Consider the following 15,940-nt stretch of genomic DNA (forward strand, 5'->3'; position numbering starts at 1 on the left):
CGGCGCTCCTCTCCCGCGTTCGCGGACGGTCGTCGGGCCGCGTGCGCGGCCGGTGGTGGCGGACTGCGGCCGGGCGCGTGCGCGGCCGGTGGCGGGGTACCGCGGAGGGCGTACACGGCCGGTGGTGACGGGGTGCCGCCGGGTGGCGGGTGTGGCGGGTCATCCGCCCTGCCCCGCCCGGTTGGTGCGGGTCAGCAGCCACAGCAGGTAGGGGGCGCCGATCACGCTGGTCACCACGCCCACCGGGAACTGGGTGGAGCCGAGGGCGTGCTGAGCGGCGAAGTCGGCGACCAGCACCAGCAGCGCGCCGGTGAGCCCCGAGGCCGCCAGGGAGGCGCCCCGGCCGGGCGCGAGGCGCTGGGCGACGGGGCCGGCGACGAAGGCGACGAACCCGACCGGGCCGACCGCGGCGGTCGCGCAGCCCGCGAGCGCCACGGCGAGCAGCAGCAGCCGCACCCGGCCCTGCTCCACCCGCGCGCCGAGACCGGCCGCGGTGTCCTGGCCGAGCTGGAGCACGGTGAGCTGCCGGGAGGCGACGGCGACCAGCGGCACCAGCACGACCATCGTCCACAGCAGCGGCCACAGATGGGTCCAGGAGCGGCCGTTGAGGCTGCCGGCCATCCAGAGCAGGGCGGCCTGCGCCTCGGTGTTCTGCGAGCGGGTCATCAGGTACGAGACCAGGCTGGTCAGCCCGGCCGACACGCCGACGCCGACCAGCACCAGCCGGGCCCCGGTCACCCCTCGCCGCCGGGCGAGTCCGTAGATCAGCGCCCCGGCGACCAGAGCGCCGCCCAGCGCCCAGCCCGACAGCAGCAGACCGCTCGCGGCGAAGAGGGTGGAGCCGAGCACCGCCGCCGCGGAGGCGCCGGCGCTGATGCCGATGATGTCGGGGCTGGCGAGCGGGTTGCGCAGCAGGCTCTGGAAGAGCGCGCCGGACGTCCCGAAGGCGAGGCCGACCAGGGCCGCGATCAGGGCACGCGGCAGCCGCAGCTCGCCGACGATGAACCAGGTCGCCGTGTCGCCCCGGCCGACCAGGGTCGACAGGACGTCGGAGAGCGGCACGTGCATGTCCCCGTACACGAGCGAGACGCAGAACGCGGCGACGGAGCCGGCGGCCAGGAGGGAACAGACCAGCAGGTAGCGGGCGCGACCCGCCCGGCGGGCGCGCACCACCTCGCGCACGGCGTGCGTCCGCGCGGACTCGGCCGCCCCGGCGCGCGGTACGCCCGCGCGGGCGGGGCCGACGGTCTTCCAGAGGGATGTGGTCACAGTTCCGCCAGCTTCCCGCGCCGGACGAGCAGCACGAACGGCACGCAGCCGACGGCGGCGGTGACGATGCCCACCTGCACCTCGCCGGGCCGGGCCACCACCCGCCCCACGATGTCGGAGGCGAGCAGCAGCAGCGGGGCGAGCACCGCACTGTAGGGGAGGATCCAGCGGTAGTCGGGCCCGGTGATCATGCGGGCGGTGTGCGGGACGACCAGGCCCACGAAGACGATCGGCCCGGCGAGGGCGGTGGCCGCGCCGCACAGCAGCACCACGGCGGCGGCGGCCCCGGCCCGTGCCAGTCCCACCCGCTGGCCGAGGCCGCGCGCCACGTCGTCGCCGAGCGCGAGCGCGTTCATCTGCGGCCCGAGCAGCAGGGCGACAGCGGCCCCGGCGACGATGAACGGCAGCGCGTGCCAGATCACGTCCGGGTCCCGGCCCGCGAGCGACCCGACCCGCCAGTACCGGAACCGGTCGAAGGTCTCGCTGTCGGTGAGGAGCAGGGCGGTGGTGAGCGAGCCGAGCAGGGCACTGGCCGCCGCTCCGGACAGCGCAAGCTTCACGGGGGTGGCGCCCTCGCGGCCGAGCGAGCCGATGGCGTAGACGGCGACGGCGGCGAGCAGCGCGCCGCCGAAGCCGAACCAGATGTACTCACCGGGGGCGGTCAGGCCGAAGACGCTCATGGCGAGCACCACGGCGGCCCCGGCCCCCGCGTTGACGCCGAGCAGACCGGGGTCGGCCAGCGGGTTGCGGGCGACGCCCTGCATCAGCGCGCCGGCCAGCCCGAGTGCGACCCCGGCGAGCAGGCCGGCCACCGTACGCGGCACCCGCACCTCCTGCACGATCAGGTGGGTGCGCTCGGTGCGGTCGGGGTCGAACAGCCCCTGCCAGACGTCCCCGAGCGGCACGTGACCCGATCCGACGGCGAGGCTGAGCAGCGTCGCCGCGACCAGCAGGACGAGCGCCAGCACGAGGCCGCCGGCCAGCATCGGGCGGGACCGCCGCGGGCGCACGGCGGCGGCTTTCCCGCGCGGGGCCGGGGGGAGGACGGCCGAGGGCACAGAAGTCACCGGCCGCCTCGCTCGGCGGCCGGGGGGATTGCCGGCATCGTTCGCTCCTCACGGCACATCGCCGGGGCGGACGTGCTCAGGGGTCGTGCAGGGGGTGCCCGCCGGGGGCGCCGGAGACACGTGAAGTAAGGTGAGCCTAACATCGGAAGAATGTACGGGCACAGCCGATGTGTGCGGGTACACACCTCCGACCAGCCCCTGCCGGAAGCTTTCGCTCCGCCGGTGGACGGCGACGTCGGACGGGGTGGCGGCGCACGGCTCCGCCACCGGCCCGTGCGCGCCCACGCGTGTGGAGTGGACCCCTGCCGGGTCCAGTTGCACGTGCCACCAGGTAACCCGCCAGGAAGACACCGTGCCCCACAGCGCTCCCGCCGCCGTCGACGCTCCGACCACCCCCCTCACTCCCAGCGCCGTCACTGCTCCTACGGCTGCCACCGCTCCCGCCGCTGCCGCCGCCTCCCGCGAGGGCTGGGTGGAGATCGGGTCGGCCGACGAGTTCGCCGAACTGCTCGGCACACCGCATCCGATCGTCATCGACAAGGTGCATCCCACCCTGACCGAGGACGACGTCGCCCTGATCCGGCAGTCGCCGTTCTGCGCGGTCGCCACCTCGGACGACCTGGGCAACTGCGACACCTCGCCGCGCGGCGGCGCACCCGGTTTCGCCCACGTCCTCGACGAACGCACCCTGGTCCTGCCGGACATGCCGGGCAACCGCCGCTCGGACAGCTTCCGCAACGTGCTGCGCAACCCGCACGTCGGACTGCTCTTCCTCATCCCCGGCGCCATGACCGTGCTCCGGGTGAACGGCCGGGCGAGGGTGCTGCGGGACGCCCCGTTCTTCGCCGACCTCGCGACCGAGGCCGGGAAGCGCCCGAAGCTCGCGCTGGTGGTCGAGATCGACGAGATCTTCCTGCACTGCCCTGCCTCGCTGACGCGTTCGCGGCTCTGGCAGCCGGAGAGCTGGAGCGTGGAGCCCAAGGCGCCGAAGGCCCGGCGGGCGCGGGACTGAGCGCGGGAAGCGGGCGCGGGAGGGGCGCGGGAAGCGGGCCGGGGGCCCGCGTCAGAGCACGTCCCCGCCGCGCCAGTCGAAGACCAGCGGCTCCGGGGGCTGTGGAAGCGGGCGGGCGGCGGTCGGCCAGAGGTAGGTGCAGCCCTGCTCGTCGTCGGACAGCGGCCCGGTGCCGCCCGGCCCGCACGCCCAGGCGGGCCCCTCCCACAGCCTCCAGCCCCGCGCCCGGTAGAGCGCGGCCCCGTCGTCGGTCGCGCCGAGGGCCCCGAAGTCGTAGGCCTGTTCGATCACCCGCTCCAGCGCCGCCATCACCCGCCCGCCGAGCCCCTCGCGCCGGCGGTCGGCGCGGACGGCGACCGCCTCGACGTACCCCACCCGGTACCAGACGCCGTGGTGGGCGACCCGGCGCTGGACGACGCTGCCATGGGCGAGCGGCCCCGAGGCGTCGGCGGCCCAGGCGTGGATGCCGCCGAGACCGTGGTCCCAGTCCTCGTCGTCGAACTCCCCGTCGAAGGCGGTGTCCAGCAGCGCCCGGAGCGCCGTGCGCGCCTGCGGGGACAACTCGTAGGTGTGCGCGGTGCGCAGCGAAGTCCCGTCCATGGCACCACTCTTGCAGCACGCCGACGCTCCGGCGCGCAACGTCCGTCCCGGCTCGCGGCTCCCACCCCGCCCGCTCCCCCGGCGTGTCCCGGCCGAACGGCGCCGCCCCACCGGCCTGTTCGGCGAACGGATCGCCCGGTACCGCCCCGGCGGCGTACTCAGCGCCGGATGAGTAGCTCGACCGTGTCGAAAGGCCGTCTGTCGCACGAGAGTTGACCGTATGAACGGCCTCTACGCTCTCAAGCCCTGGTACGCGGACCGCCTGTCCGGCGTCCGCGCCGCGCTGGTGCGGCGCACGGTGTCCCCGGACGCCCTGACGGCCGCCGGTGTGGTCTGCGGGGCCGCCGCGGGCGCGTCGCTGGCCTGGCTGCCCGCCGGGATCGCCGCCCTGCCGGTGGCGGTGCTGCTGGCCGGCCGGCTGGCCTTCGCCAACCTCGACGGGGCGCTCGCCCGGGAGACCGGCCGCACCACCCGGCGCGGCGCGATCCTCAACGAGCTCGGTGACCGGGCCGCCGATCTGCTCGCCCTGGCCGGATTCCTGGCCCTGGCCCCGCTCTGGCTGGTGCTGCTGGCCGCCCTCGCCGCGACGCTGCCCTCCTGGGTGTCGCTCGCGGGCGCGGCGGCGGGCGCACCCCGGCTGAACGGCGGCCCGGTCGGCAAGACCGAGCGGTGCCTGCTGGTGGTCGTGGCGGCCGCGACGGGCTGGGCGGTCCCGGCGCTGTGGGCGGTCGCCGCCGGCAGCGCGGCCACCGCGGCACTGCGGCTGGTCCGGCTGTGGAGGGCGGCTCCATGAGCGGGCCGGTGGAGGGTGCGGAGGCGGTCCGGGCGGCGCTGCCGCTGGTCGGCGTGGCGCTGGCGGCGGGCGGGGTCGCGGTGGCGGTGCTGCCGGCCCGGGTGCGGGCGCGGACGGAGCTGCGGGCGCGCTGGCGGACTTGGGCCGCCGCGGCCCCGCTCTTCCTCGGCGCGTACCTGCTGGGGGCGGCCGGACCGGTGGTGCTGGCCGCCGGACTGGGCCTGGTGGCGGTACGGGAGTTCGCGCGGATGGCCGGCCTGCGGCCGGGCGACCGGGCGGTGCTGACGGTCGCGGCGGTCGCGCTGCCGGTGCTCGCCGCGGCGGCGCCCGGCGCGCTGGACCCGCGGATCGCGGCGGCCTCGCTGATCGCGGCGGCGCTGCCGGCGGTGCTCGGCGGCGACGCGGCCGGTGGCTTCACGCGGGCCGCGCGGACGGTCTTCGGGCTGCTCTGGATCCCGGTCGCGCTGACCGGACTCGTCACCCTGGACGGGGCGGCCGTCTCGGTCGGCCTGGCGGTGGCGCTCGGCGACGTCGGGGCCTGGTGCGCGGGCAAGGGACTGGGGCGTCGGGGTCCGTCCGCCCGGCCGCTGTCGGCGCTCTCCCCCCACAAGACCTGGGCCGGCGCCCTCGGCGCGGTCGCCGCCACGGCCCTGGCCCTGCTCGCGGTCGGCCGGTTCGAGGCGGGGCTCTGGGCGGCGGCGGCCGGCGGCTGCGTCCTCGGCGACCTGATCGAGTCGATGGTCAAGCGCGAGTCCGGGGTGAAGGATGCGGGGAGCTGGCTGCCCGGCTTCGGCGGCCTGCTCGACCGGATCGATTCCCTGCTGGTGGCGCTCCTCCTGACGACGGTGACGGTGACGGCATGACCCCGACGGCCCCTTCCTCCCCCGCACCCGCGCGGCCCGCCTTCCCGTCCGGCCGCCGCTGGTCCGCGGCGCTGCGCCGAACGCTGTGGCGGGGCGTGCTCACCCTGACCGGCGGCGTCGAGCGGCGGGGCCGGCTGCCCGGGGGCGGGTGCGTCGTCGTCGCCAACCACTCCTCGCACGCGGACACCGCCGCCCTGCTCGCCGCGCTCGACTCCCGGCACGCCCCCGCGATCGGCGCGGCCGCCGACTACTGGTTCGCCTCGCCCTGGCGGCGCCGGATCTGCCGCCGGCTGGCGGCGGGCTTCCCGGTGCGACGGGACGGCGGCGGCATGACCGATCTGCTCGCCGCGGCCGACGCGCTGCGGGCCGGGCGGGCGGTCGTGCTGTTCCCGGAGGGCACCCGGAGTCCGGACGGTGCGCCCGGCGCCTTCCACGGGGGCGCACTGGTGCTGGCGGAGCGGGCGGGCGTCCCGGTCGTACCGGTCGCGATCGCGGGCACCGACCGGCTGCTGCCCAAGCACGGGCGGCTGCGCTCCGCCCTGGTCCGGGTCAGCGTCGGCGCGCCCCTGCCGGCCGGCACGACCCCTCGGCAGGCGCGGGACGCGGTGATGGCGCTCCAGGCGCGTACGGCGGCCGAGCCGCTCGCGGACTCGGCGACGCGGCGGCGGGTGGCGGCGGTCGCGGTGTCCCGCCGGGGGATGCCGCTCGCCTTCTGCTGGGCACTGGCCGAGGCGCTGAGCTGGCCGCTGATGCCGGAACTGCTCCTGGGCGCCGTCTGCGTGGCGGCGCCACGGGCGGCGGTACGGATGTCGGGGGCGGCCCTGGCGGGCAGCCTCGCGGGCGGCCTGCTCGCCCTGCAACTGGCCGCCGCGGGCGTGCAGGTGCCCGCCCCGCTCACCACCGACCGGATGCACGCGGAGGTGCGCCGCTCGCTGGCGGCGGAGGGCGCGGCCGCGGTGCGCCACCAGCCGTGGAACGGCGTCCCGTTCAAGGTGTACGCGGCCGGGGCCGGCCGGGCCGGCGTCCCCGCCGTCCGGTGGCTGGTCCAGTCCGCGAAGGCGCGCGGGGCGCGGACGCTCACGGTGGGGCTGGGTTTCGCCGCCCTCGGCCTGATCATGCGCCGCCACCGCCGCCACTACGGCCGCTACCTCGTCCTGCTCGGCGGCGGCTTCGCGGTGGGGCTGACGCTGATCGTGCGCGGGTGGGGGTGAGCGGATGCCGGGGCGGCTGACGCCTGGCGGGACGGCGAGCGCGCCCCGGGTCGGCGCGTACGGGACCGGCGCGTACGGGATCGGCGCGTACGGCATCGGCTCCGTCCCCACGTCCGCGCGTCCCCGGGTCCGTGCCCCGGGTCCGCGCGTTCCGGTTCGGCGCGTTCCGGTTGAGGCGCGGCTGACGCCTGCCTAGGGTGTGGGCACCCACGACCAGGCCCGACGCACCGGAGCACCCCATGAGGATCCATCTGTCCAGCGTCTTCGTCGACGACCAGGACAAGGCCCTGCGCTTCTACACGGACGTGCTCGGCTTCACCAAGAAGCACGAGGTCCCCATCGGCGCGGACCGCTGGCTGACCGTGGTCTCGCCGGAGGACCCCGACGGGACCGAACTGCTGCTGGAGCCCGACGGCCACCCCGCCGTCAAGCCGTACAAGACGGCGCTGGTCGCGGACGGGATTCCGGCCACCTCGTTCGCCGTGGACGACGTGCGGGCGGAGTGCGACCGGCTGCGCGGCCTCGGGGTCCGGTTCACCCAGGAGCCTGTCCGCATGGGGCCGGTGACCACCGCCGTCCTGGACGACACCTGCGGCAACCTGATCCAGATCGTGCAGTCGGACTAGGCCGGGAGGCAGACGCGGAAATACCCCAGGGGGGTATCTGCATTCCCTTTGGCACGGGCCCGGCACGGGCCGTACCGGAGGAGACGGGGACGACGGTCATGAACCACCACGCACACCACACCGGCACCACTCACGACGCCGCGCACCACGGCCCGCCCGCCGGCGGAGCCTCCTGGTCCACGGCGGCCCGCGCCACGCTGCACTGCCTGACCGGCTGCGCGGTGGGCGAGATCCTCGGCATGACGGTCGGCACCGCGCTGAAGTGGGGCAACGTGCCCACGATGGCCCTGGCGATCGTGCTGGCCTTCCTGTTCGGCTACGCGTTCACGCTCTTCGCCGTCCGCCGCTCGGGGCTAAGCCTCCGGGCCGCCGTCAAGGTGGCACTGGCCGCCGACACCGTCTCCATCGCCGTCATGGAGCTCGTCGACAACGGCATCATCGCGCTCGTGCCCGGCGCGATGGACGCGCACCTGTCCGACGGACTGTTCTGGTCCACGCTCCTCGGCGGCCTCGCGGTGGCCTTCCTGCTCACCACCCCGGTGAACAAGTGGATGATCGGCCGGGGCAAGGGCCACGCCGTCGCCCACGCCCACCACTGACCCGCACCGGGCCGGACCGCCCGGCGCGACGAAACCGCCCCCGGCCGGCTGGGGGGAGCCGGGCGGGGGCGGGGTTTCGGGGGCGGGGCGGCCCGGGTGGGGCGCCCCGCGGGGCGGTCAGCCCTGGTGGGGGTAGGTGTAGTCGGTCGGCGGGACCAGCGTCTCCTTGATGGCGCGGGTCAGGGTCCAGCGCTGCAGGTTCTGCGGGGCGCCGGCCTTGTCGTTGGTGCCGGAGGCACGGCCGCCGCCGAAGGGCTGCTGGCCGACGACGGCGCCGGTCGACTTGTCGTTGATGTAGAAGTTGCCCGCGGCGTAGCGGAGCTTGTCCATCGTGTACGCGGCCGCGGCGCGGTCGTTGGCGATGACGGAACCGGTCAGGGCGTAGTCGGAGACCGACTCCATCTGCTCCAGCATCGCGTCGTACTCGTCGTCCTCGTACACGTGGACGGCCAGGATCGGGCCGAAGTACTCGGTCGTGAAGACCTCGTTCTCCGGGTCGGTGCACTCGATGACGGTCGGGCGGACGAAGTAGCCCACCGAGTCGTCGTAGGTGCCGCCCGCGACGATGGTGCACGTCGGGTCGGCCGCGGCGCGGTCGATGGCGGCCTTGTTCTTGGCGAACGAGCGGTCGTCGATGACGGCGCCCATGAAGTGCGACAGGTCGGTGACGTCGCCCATGGTGATGGCGTCGACCTCGGCCGCGAACTTCTCCTTGAAGCCGGAGTTCCAGATGGAGGCCGGGACGTAGGCGCGCGAGGACGCCGAGCACTTCTGGCCCTGGTACTCGAAGGAGCCGCGGGTCAGCGCGGTCTTCAGGACGGCCTGGTCGGCCGACGGGTGGGCGACGACGAAGTCCTTGCCGCCGGTCTCGCCGACGAGCCGCGGGTAGGTGCGGTAGTGGGCGATGTTGTTGCCGACCGTCTTCCACAGGTGCTGGAAGGTGGGGGTCGAGCCGGTGAAGTGGATGCCGGCCAGGTCGCGGTGGTTCAGCGCGACCTCGGAGACGGCGATGCCGTCGCCGGTCACCAGGTTGATGACGCCCTTGGGCAGGCCCGCCTCCTCCAGGAGCTGCATCAGCAGCACGGCGGCGTGGGTCTGCGTCGGGGACGGCTTCCACACGACGACGTTGCCCATGAGCGCCGGGGCGGTCGGCAGGTTGCCCGCGATGGCGGTGAAGTTGAACGGCGTGATCGCGTAGACGAAGCCCTCCAGCGGGCGGTGGTCCATGCGGTTCCACACGCCGGTGGAGTTGGCCGGGGGCTGCTCGGCCAGGATCTGGCGCGCGTAGTGCACGTTGAAGCGCCAGAAGTCGACGAGCTCGCAGGGGGTGTCGATCTCGGCCTGCTGGGCGGTCTTGCCCTGGCCGAGCATCGTGGAGGCGGCCATCGTCTCGCGCCACGGGCCGGAGAGCAGTTCGGCGGCGCGCAGGATGATCGCGGCGCGGTCGTCGAAGGACATCGCGCGCCAGGCGGGGGCGGCGGCGAGGGCGGCGTCGACCGCGTCCCGGGCGTCCTGCTCGGTGGCGGCGGCGAAGGTGCCGATGACGGCCTTGTGGTTGTGCGGCTGCACGACGTCGACACGGGCGCCGCCGCCCATCCGCTTCTCGCCGCCGATGGTCATCGGCAGGTCGATCGGGTTCTCGCTGAGCTCCTTGAGCTTCTCCTCCAGACGGGCGCGCTCCGGGGTGCCGGGGGCGTAGGAGTGGACCGGCTCGTTGACCGGCGCGGGGACCTGGGTCACAGCGTCCATGAGTGCCTTGTCTCCTTGGTTCGACGGGGTGGGGGTCGGCCGGGGCGCGATCAGCCCTTGGTGAGGATGGAGCGGGTGAAGAACAGCAGGTTGGCCGGCTTCTCCGCGAGGCGGCGCATGAAGTAGCCGTACCAGTCGGTGCCGTACGCCGTGTAGACGCGCATGCGGTGGCCTTCGGCAGCGAGCCGGACGTGCTCGTCGCTGCGGATGCCGTACAGCATCTGGAACTCGTACTCGTCCAGTTTGCGCCCGGCCTTGCGGCCGAGCTCCTGGGCGATGGCGATGAGACGGGGGTCGTGCGACCCGATCATCGGGTAGCCGTCGCCGTTCATCAGGATCTTCAGGATGCGGACGTACGCCTTGTCGATCCCGGCCTTGTCCTGGATGGCGACGGAGGCGGGCTCCTTGTAGGCGCCCTTCACGATGCGGACGCGGCTGCCGGCGGCGGCCAGGCGGCGGGCGTCCTCCTCGGTGCGGAAGAGGTAGGCCTGGATGACGCAGCCGGTCTGCGGGAAGTCCTTCCGCAGCTCCTCGTGGATGGCGAACATCGAGTCGAGGGTGGTGTGGTCCTCGGCGTCGAGGGTGACCGTGGTGCCGATCGCGGCGGCGGCCTCCACGACCGGGCGGACGTTGGCGAGCGCCAGCTCGTGGCCGCCCTCCAGCGCCTGTCCGAACATGGACAGCTTCACGGACATCTCGGCGCGGGTGCCGAGACCGAGGGTCTCCAGGCGGCCGACCAGCTCCAGGTAGGCGTCCCGCGCGGCGGTCGCCTGCCCGGGCGTGGTGATGTCCTCACCGACGACGTCGAGGGTGACCTCCAGGCCCTTGCCGGCCGCGTCCTCGATGATCGGGACGACCTGGTCGACGGTCTCACCGGCGATGAAGCGGTCGACGACCTGCTTCGTGCCGGGGGCGGCCGAGATGAACCGGCGCATCCGGTCGCTGCGGGACGCGGCGAGAATCACGGGACCCAGCACGGGGCACCTCCACGGAAGAACGAGTGTTGCGGGGGCCACGTACGGGGCGAGCGGATCGCTCCCGTCATGGCACGGATGACCACTCTGAAATCTATGGACCGCTCCGATCGTGTGCCATCGACAGGTGTCACGCATCCGTGGCCGCGCTCTCATACATGTGTCTGAACGGTGCGAGAATGGACGGATGAAGGGCGACTACCAGGAACTGGTCGACGAGATCTCCGGGCTGCTGGGCGCCCCCGCCACGCTGGAGAACCGCGACTTCGGGCTGGTCGCCTTCGGCGCGCACGACGGCGACGACGACGCGCCCATGGACCCGGTGCGCAGCCGCTCCATCCTGACCCGCCGCTCCACGCCGGCCGTGCGGGCGTGGTTCGAGGGGTTCGGCATCGCCCGCGCGACGGGCCCGGTGCGCATCCCGGCGGGCCCGGAGGCCGGCGTCTTCCTCGGCCGGATCTGCCTCCCGGTCCGCCACCGCGGGGTGGTGCTGGGGTACGTGTGGCTGCTGGACGGCTCGCCGGGGCCGACGGACGGACAACTCGCCGCGGCGATGGAGGTGGCGGACCGGATCGGGGCGCTGCTCCACGAGGAGTCGCAGGCGGGCGCGGACCTGTCGCGCGAGTTCGGCGCGGTGCTGACGGCCGGGTCCGGACGGCAGCGCGAGACGGCGCTGGCCGCACTGCGCGAGGCACTCGGCCCGGACGCGGACCGGCCGCACGCGGTGGTGTGCGTGACCCCGTGGGCGGCCGACGACCTGCCCTCGCCGCGTACGGTTCCGGCCGCGGCCGCCCTCGCCCCGGTCGGCCCGCCCGGTGGCACGAGCGCGGTCTCGCTGGCCGCGCTGGTCCGGCTGCGCTCCCCCGACGTGACGATCCCCGCGGTCACCGCCGCCGACCGGCTGCTCGCGGTGGCGGGTCCGGCCGCGACCGCCGGGGTGTCCGAACCCCGCCGGGGGCTGGTCGGGATGCCGGCCGCCTGGCACGAGGCGGCGGGCGCGGCGCGCGCCGCCGCTGCCGAGCCTCGGCTCGGGCCGATCGCCGACTGGTCGGCGGTCGGCCCCTACCGGCTGCTCACCGGGCTCGGCGCGGCGGCGACGGCCGCCCCCGACCCGGCGGTGGCTCCGCTGCTGGCCCCGCCGCACACCGCGCTGGCCCGGACGGCGGAGGCGTTCCTGGACCGGGCTGGCCAGGCGGGCCGGACCGCGGCGGAGCTGGGCATCCACCGGCAGACCCTCTACTACCGGCTGGCCCGGGTCCAGCAGCTCACCGGTCTCGACCTCAACGACGGCGAGGACCGGCTGCTGCTGCACATGGCGCTGAAGGCGGCACGGCTGTGAGGACGGCGGCGCAGCGGGCCGGCCCCGGCCTCACCCCGGCAGCAGGCGCAGCAGCGCGTCTCGCGGGCCGGTGCGGGTGGTGCTCATGAAACGGTGCAGCTTCCGGGAGGCGAGGGCGACCCGCTGGGCGCTGCGGCGGCGCTCGGAGTCGTAGGCGCGCAGGGCGTCGGGCAGCGCGGTCCGGCCGTGCCGGACGACGGAGCGGACCAGGGCCTCGGCGTCGAGGATCGCGGTGCAGGCGCCCTGGCCGAGGTTGGGCGTCATCGCGTGGGCGGCGTCGCCGACCAGCGCGATGTTCCCGGCGTGCACGAAGGCCGGCAGGTCGGGGTGGAGGTGGCGCATCTCGTAGCGGATCCAGGCGGACGGGTCGGTCCCGCCGAGGATGCGCGGGATCGGGTCGTGCCAGCCCTCGAAGCGGTCGCGCAGTTCCTCGGCGCTGGTGGCCGCGGGGACGGTGGCGTACCAGTTGGTGCGGCCCGGCTCGACCGGAGTGATGCCGAAGAACCGGCCGCTGCCCCAGGTCTCGCCGTACACCTCGCTCTCGAAGTCGGCGGTGCCGATCCAGGCGACGCTGCCGGCGTGGCGCGGCCGGGACCGCTCGCCGAAACAGGCGGTCCGCACCACGCTGTTGATGCCGTCGGCGCCGACCAGCAGGTCGTGCCCGGAGGCCAGGGCCTCGATGTCGAAGACGTTCTCCCCGAACCGGATCGGCGACTCTCCGGGCCCGGCCGCCACGGCCACCAGCGCGTCGACCAAATAGGGCCGGGACACCAGGAGTTCGGGGCGCCCGGCCTTGCGCTCGATCCGCTCCAGCGGGAGGCTCGCCAGCACCTTGCCCTCCGGCGTGCGGATGTGCGCGCCCCGGTAGGGGACGGCCTTGGCGCGGAACTCCTCGCCCGCCCCGAGCCGGTCCAGCGCCGCCTGTGCGGTGGGGTGGATACCGAAGGCGGTTCCGTACCGCTCCAGTGCGGTCCGGCGCTCCAGGACCGTCACCGACCAGCCGGCCCGGCGCAGTCCGGCCGCCGTCGCCAGCCCCCCGACGCCGGCCCCGACGACCACCGCCGTCCCGTTCGCCGTTCCGTCCATGGCACGCTCCCCGGCTCGTCCGTCCCGCGATCCCCGCACCCGTGCCCGTCGCGGCACGGCGGCGGACGGCGGATGCCGCCCGCAGCGGTGTACCCGCAGGACCGGCCGTGAATCCCTCCCCCGTCCGGGGGACCCGCGGAAAAGGGGCCGCCCGGCCCGCGCCGGACGTGATCTACTCCCGCCCATGCGCCTGTTGATGATCGACCTGGACAACACCCTGGTCGACCGCGATGCCGCCTTCCGCGACGCGGTCACGGAGTTCGTCACCGCACACGCCCTGCCCGCCGGCGAGGTGGCGTGGCTGACGGGCGTGGACGCGAGCGGTCACGCGCCGCGGGAGGACGTCGCCCTGGCGATGACGCGCCGGTACGGCGACGGGGTCCCGCCGGACGCGGTCCGACGGCTGCTCGACACGGGGGCGGCCGACCGGGTGGTGCTGGAGGACCCGGTACGGCAGGCGCTCGGCCGGGCCGAGGCGGCGCGGTGGGCGGTCGTCGTCGTCACCAACGGGCGGGTGGCGCAGCAGGAGAAGAAGATCCGGCGCACCGGCCTTGCCGCGCTCGTCCGCGGCTGGGTGGTCTCCGAAGGGATCGGCCTGCGGAAGCCGGACCCGCGGATCTTCCAGGCGGCGGCGGAGACGGCCGGGGTCCCGCTGAAGGGCGCCTGGATGATCGGCGACTCGGCGCGGGCGGACATCGCGGGGGCGGCGGCCGTCGGAGCCGTGGGCGTCTGGGTGTCCGGCGGCCGTCCGTGGACCGAGACCGGCTACCGGCCGGACCATGTGACACGCGACGTCGTGGAGGCCGTCGACCTGGCGCTGGACACGGCGGGCTGACGCGGCAGGGCGCGAAGGGACGTTGAGCGCCGCCGGACCCTCCTTGAACCGTGGGGCCCGCGCCCTCCTTGAACCGTTGAGCCGGGACCCAGGAGTCCCCTGAACCGGGGGCCTGGACCCCGGCCCCCCGGGGCGCTGGCCGCCGGCCGGGGCGCCCCCCGCCGGTCAGGACGGTCGCAGCCCCCGCAGCAGCAGGTCGATCAGGCGCCGGGGGTCGTAGCGGGGGTCGCTGTCGTGGCCGAAGCAGAGGTTGCCGATGCCCCGCATCAGCTCGTACGCGTCGATGTCCGGCCGGATTTCGCCCGCCTCGGCCGCCGCGCCGAGCAGGTGACCGGCCACGGGCTCCAGACGGTCGATGAAGTACGTGTGCAGTGCGGCGAACCTGCCGCTGTCCGACTGCAGGGCGTCGGCGAGCCCGTGCTTGGTGACGAGGAAGTCGACGAACAGGTCGATCCAGCGGCGCAGCGCCGCCGACGGGTCGCTCTCCTCGGCCAGCAGCGCCGGACCGGCCTCGGCGAGCGCCTCGACCTGGTGACGGTAGACGGCGGTGACCAGGTCCGTGCGGGTCGGGAAGTGGCGGTAGAGGGTGCCCATGCCGACCCCGGCCTTCGCCGCGATCTCCCGGATCGGAGCGTCGACGCCGGACGTCACGAACACCTCGGCGGCGGCGGTCAGCAGCTTGCGCTGATTGCGCACCACATCGGCGCGCAGGCCGCGCGTCGGCGCCTCTCCGCTTCCGGCCCCAGCCGCCATCGCGCACTCCTTCCACCGTCCCCGAACCCCTGGAACGATACCCGGTTGCGAAACGGAACGCTGCTCCGTATCGTAAATGGAGCAAGGTTCCGTTTTGCCTCGCCGCGCGAGAGCGGCCGCAACGCCCTGCTCCGCGCCCGCCGCGCACCCGTGTGCCGCGGACCCCCCGAAGGGAAGAACGCGTCATGATCGAAACGACCTCCCCGGCCGACCGCACCGCCGGCCCCACCGCCGCCCCCACCCCGGTCCTCACCTACGGTCCGGTGGTGCTCCCCGTCCCCGGCCGTCCCGTGGACCTGCACCTGCGCGTCTCCGCACCCGCGACCGGCACCGACCTGCCGGTGATCCTGCTGTCCCACGGACACGGGCGCGCCAACCACCTCTCCTCGCTCGACGGATACGCCCCGCTGGCCGACCGCTGGGCGGAGATGGGGTTCGTGGTGCTGCGCCCCACCCACCTGAGCTCCGCGACCCTGAGCCGGCGGCTCGCCGGCCACCCCGCCGCACCCTTCTTCTGGCGCTCGCGCGCCGAGGACATGAGCCGCGTCCTCGACGGGCTCGACGTCCTCGAACGCGAGGTGCCGCACCTCGCCGGGCGGCTGGACCGCGACGCCGTCGCCGTCGCCGGGCATTCGCTCGGCGGCTTCACCGCCGCCCTCCTGCTGGGCGCCCGGATCACCGACCCCGACACCGGGGAACGGGCCGACCTGCGCGATCCGCGGATCGGGCGCGGCATACTGCTGGCCGCTCCCGGCCGGGGCGGCGACACCCTGAACGGGCCGATGGCCGACGCCGCGCCCTACTTCCGCACCATCGACTTCTCGACCATGACCGCGCCCGCGCTGGTCGTCGCCGGCGACCAGGACGACCCCCGCCACTTCACGGACGCCGGCCCGGACTGGCACGCCGACCCGTACCACCTCGCCCCCGCGCCCAAGACCCTGCTCACCGTGTTCGGCGCGGAGCACCTCCTCGGCGGGATCCAGGGGTACGACGCGAGCGAGACCACCGACGAGAACCCCGCACGCGTCGCCGCGATCGCCCGGCTGGGCGCGGCCTGGCTGCGCAGCGGCTTCCACCCCGGCGACACCGCCTGGCGGGCGGCACGGGACGCGCTGACGACCGGACCCGACGCGGTCGGCCGGACCACCTCCAAGTAGATCG

General features: G+C 75.1%; 16 protein-coding genes. 9 read left to right on the forward strand and 7 right to left on the reverse strand.

All coding sequences use genetic code 11. The features are described from left to right. Positions 1 to 159: 159 nt before the first annotated feature. Both Q0994_RS13765 and Q0994_RS13770 read right to left on the reverse strand, forming a co-directional pair. The gene (locus Q0994_RS13765) at positions 160 to 1,137 is read right to left on the reverse strand and encodes an iron chelate uptake ABC transporter family permease subunit (protein ID WP_299534163.1); all 978 of its coding nucleotides are present in this window, start codon (positions 1,135 to 1,137) and stop codon (positions 160 to 162) included. Between the two features lie 128 nt (positions 1,138 to 1,265). Then, positions 1,266 to 2,255: an iron ABC transporter permease gene (locus Q0994_RS13770; protein ID WP_299534165.1), complete on the reverse strand. Its 990-nt coding sequence runs from the start codon at positions 2,253 to 2,255 to the stop codon at positions 1,266 to 1,268. Positions 2,256 to 2,808: 553 nt separating this feature from the next. Between Q0994_RS13770 and Q0994_RS13775 the strand changes: the two genes are divergently transcribed. Then, on the forward strand, positions 2,809 to 3,348 hold the full coding sequence (locus Q0994_RS13775) for an MSMEG_1061 family FMN-dependent PPOX-type flavoprotein (RefSeq protein WP_299534167.1): 540 nt from the start codon (positions 2,809 to 2,811) through the stop codon (positions 3,346 to 3,348). A gap of 51 nt (positions 3,349 to 3,399) precedes the next feature. Here the strand turns inward: Q0994_RS13775 and Q0994_RS13780 are convergent, their stop codons facing one another. Then, on the reverse strand, positions 3,400 to 3,948 hold the full coding sequence (locus Q0994_RS13780; RefSeq protein ID WP_299533754.1) for a GNAT family N-acetyltransferase: 549 nt from the start codon (positions 3,946 to 3,948) through the stop codon (positions 3,400 to 3,402). Positions 3,949 to 4,168: 220 nt separating this feature from the next. On the opposite strand from Q0994_RS13780, the gene Q0994_RS13785 reads away from it, so the two are divergent. The 5 genes from Q0994_RS13785 (at position 4,169) to Q0994_RS13805 (ending at position 8,040) form a co-directional block, all read left to right on the forward strand. Next, positions 4,169 to 4,741 carry a CDP-alcohol phosphatidyltransferase family protein gene (locus Q0994_RS13785; protein WP_299533756.1) on the forward strand — a complete coding sequence of 191 codons (573 nt, stop codon included), beginning with the start codon at positions 4,169 to 4,171 and terminating at the stop codon, positions 4,739 to 4,741. Continuing rightward, positions 4,738 to 5,604 (forward strand): phosphatidate cytidylyltransferase, encoded by an 867-nt coding sequence (locus tag Q0994_RS13790; RefSeq protein WP_299533758.1) that lies wholly within the window; start codon positions 4,738 to 4,740, stop codon positions 5,602 to 5,604. Before Q0994_RS13785 ends, Q0994_RS13790 begins: the two co-directional genes overlap by 4 nt. Beyond that, the gene (locus Q0994_RS13795; RefSeq protein ID WP_299533760.1) at positions 5,601 to 6,815 is read left to right on the forward strand and encodes a lysophospholipid acyltransferase family protein; all 1,215 of its coding nucleotides are present in this window, start codon (positions 5,601 to 5,603) and stop codon (positions 6,813 to 6,815) included. Before Q0994_RS13790 ends, Q0994_RS13795 begins: the two co-directional genes overlap by 4 nt. 239 nt (positions 6,816 to 7,054) lie before the next feature. Further along, positions 7,055 to 7,441, forward strand: a complete 387-nt coding sequence (locus Q0994_RS13800; protein WP_299533762.1) for a VOC family protein — start codon at positions 7,055 to 7,057, stop codon at positions 7,439 to 7,441. Positions 7,442 to 7,539: 98 nt separating this feature from the next. Further along, positions 7,540 to 8,040 carry a DUF4396 domain-containing protein gene (locus tag Q0994_RS13805; RefSeq protein ID WP_299533764.1) on the forward strand — a complete coding sequence of 167 codons (501 nt, stop codon included), beginning with the start codon at positions 7,540 to 7,542 and terminating at the stop codon, positions 8,038 to 8,040. Between the two features lie 117 nt (positions 8,041 to 8,157). Here the strand turns inward: Q0994_RS13805 and pruA are convergent, their stop codons facing one another. Continuing rightward, complete coding sequence (gene pruA / locus Q0994_RS13810) at positions 8,158 to 9,789, reverse strand: L-glutamate gamma-semialdehyde dehydrogenase (RefSeq protein ID WP_299533766.1); 1,632 nt, start codon at positions 9,787 to 9,789, stop codon at positions 8,158 to 8,160. Positions 9,790 to 9,839: 50 nt separating this feature from the next. Further along, entirely contained in the window at positions 9,840 to 10,766 is a 927-nt protein-coding gene (locus Q0994_RS13815; protein ID WP_299533768.1) for a proline dehydrogenase family protein, read from the reverse strand. A 184-nt stretch (positions 10,767 to 10,950) separates the two neighbouring features. Here Q0994_RS13815 and Q0994_RS13820 point away from each other — a divergent pair, with 184 nt between their 5' ends. Further along, positions 10,951 to 12,102, forward strand: coding sequence for a CdaR family transcriptional regulator (locus Q0994_RS13820; RefSeq protein WP_299533771.1), 1,152 nt, complete (start codon positions 10,951 to 10,953; stop codon positions 12,100 to 12,102). Positions 12,103 to 12,132: 30 nt separating this feature from the next. Here Q0994_RS13820 and Q0994_RS13825 read toward each other — a convergent pair whose 3' ends face one another. Further along, positions 12,133 to 13,188, reverse strand: a complete 1,056-nt coding sequence (locus Q0994_RS13825) for an NAD(P)/FAD-dependent oxidoreductase (protein WP_299533774.1) — start codon at positions 13,186 to 13,188, stop codon at positions 12,133 to 12,135. 184 nt (positions 13,189 to 13,372) lie between these two features. Here Q0994_RS13825 and Q0994_RS13830 point away from each other — a divergent pair, with 184 nt between their 5' ends. After that, positions 13,373 to 14,023 carry an HAD family hydrolase gene (locus Q0994_RS13830; RefSeq protein ID WP_299533777.1) on the forward strand — a complete coding sequence of 217 codons (651 nt, stop codon included), beginning with the start codon at positions 13,373 to 13,375 and terminating at the stop codon, positions 14,021 to 14,023. A 165-nt stretch (positions 14,024 to 14,188) separates the two neighbouring features. Here Q0994_RS13830 and Q0994_RS13835 read toward each other — a convergent pair whose 3' ends face one another. Further along, positions 14,189 to 14,776, reverse strand: a complete 588-nt coding sequence (locus Q0994_RS13835; protein ID WP_299533780.1) for a TetR/AcrR family transcriptional regulator — start codon at positions 14,774 to 14,776, stop codon at positions 14,189 to 14,191. A 185-nt stretch (positions 14,777 to 14,961) separates the two neighbouring features. Here Q0994_RS13835 and Q0994_RS13840 point away from each other — a divergent pair, with 185 nt between their 5' ends. Then, positions 14,962 to 15,936: a chlorophyllase gene (locus Q0994_RS13840; RefSeq protein ID WP_299533783.1), complete on the forward strand. Its 975-nt coding sequence runs from the start codon at positions 14,962 to 14,964 to the stop codon at positions 15,934 to 15,936. The last annotated feature ends 4 nt before the right edge of the window (positions 15,937 to 15,940 follow it).

The sequence above is a fragment of the uncultured Streptomyces sp. genome, assembly GCF_947488945.1.
In the GTDB taxonomy this organism is placed as follows: Bacteria; Actinomycetota; Actinomycetes; order Streptomycetales; family Streptomycetaceae; genus Streptomyces.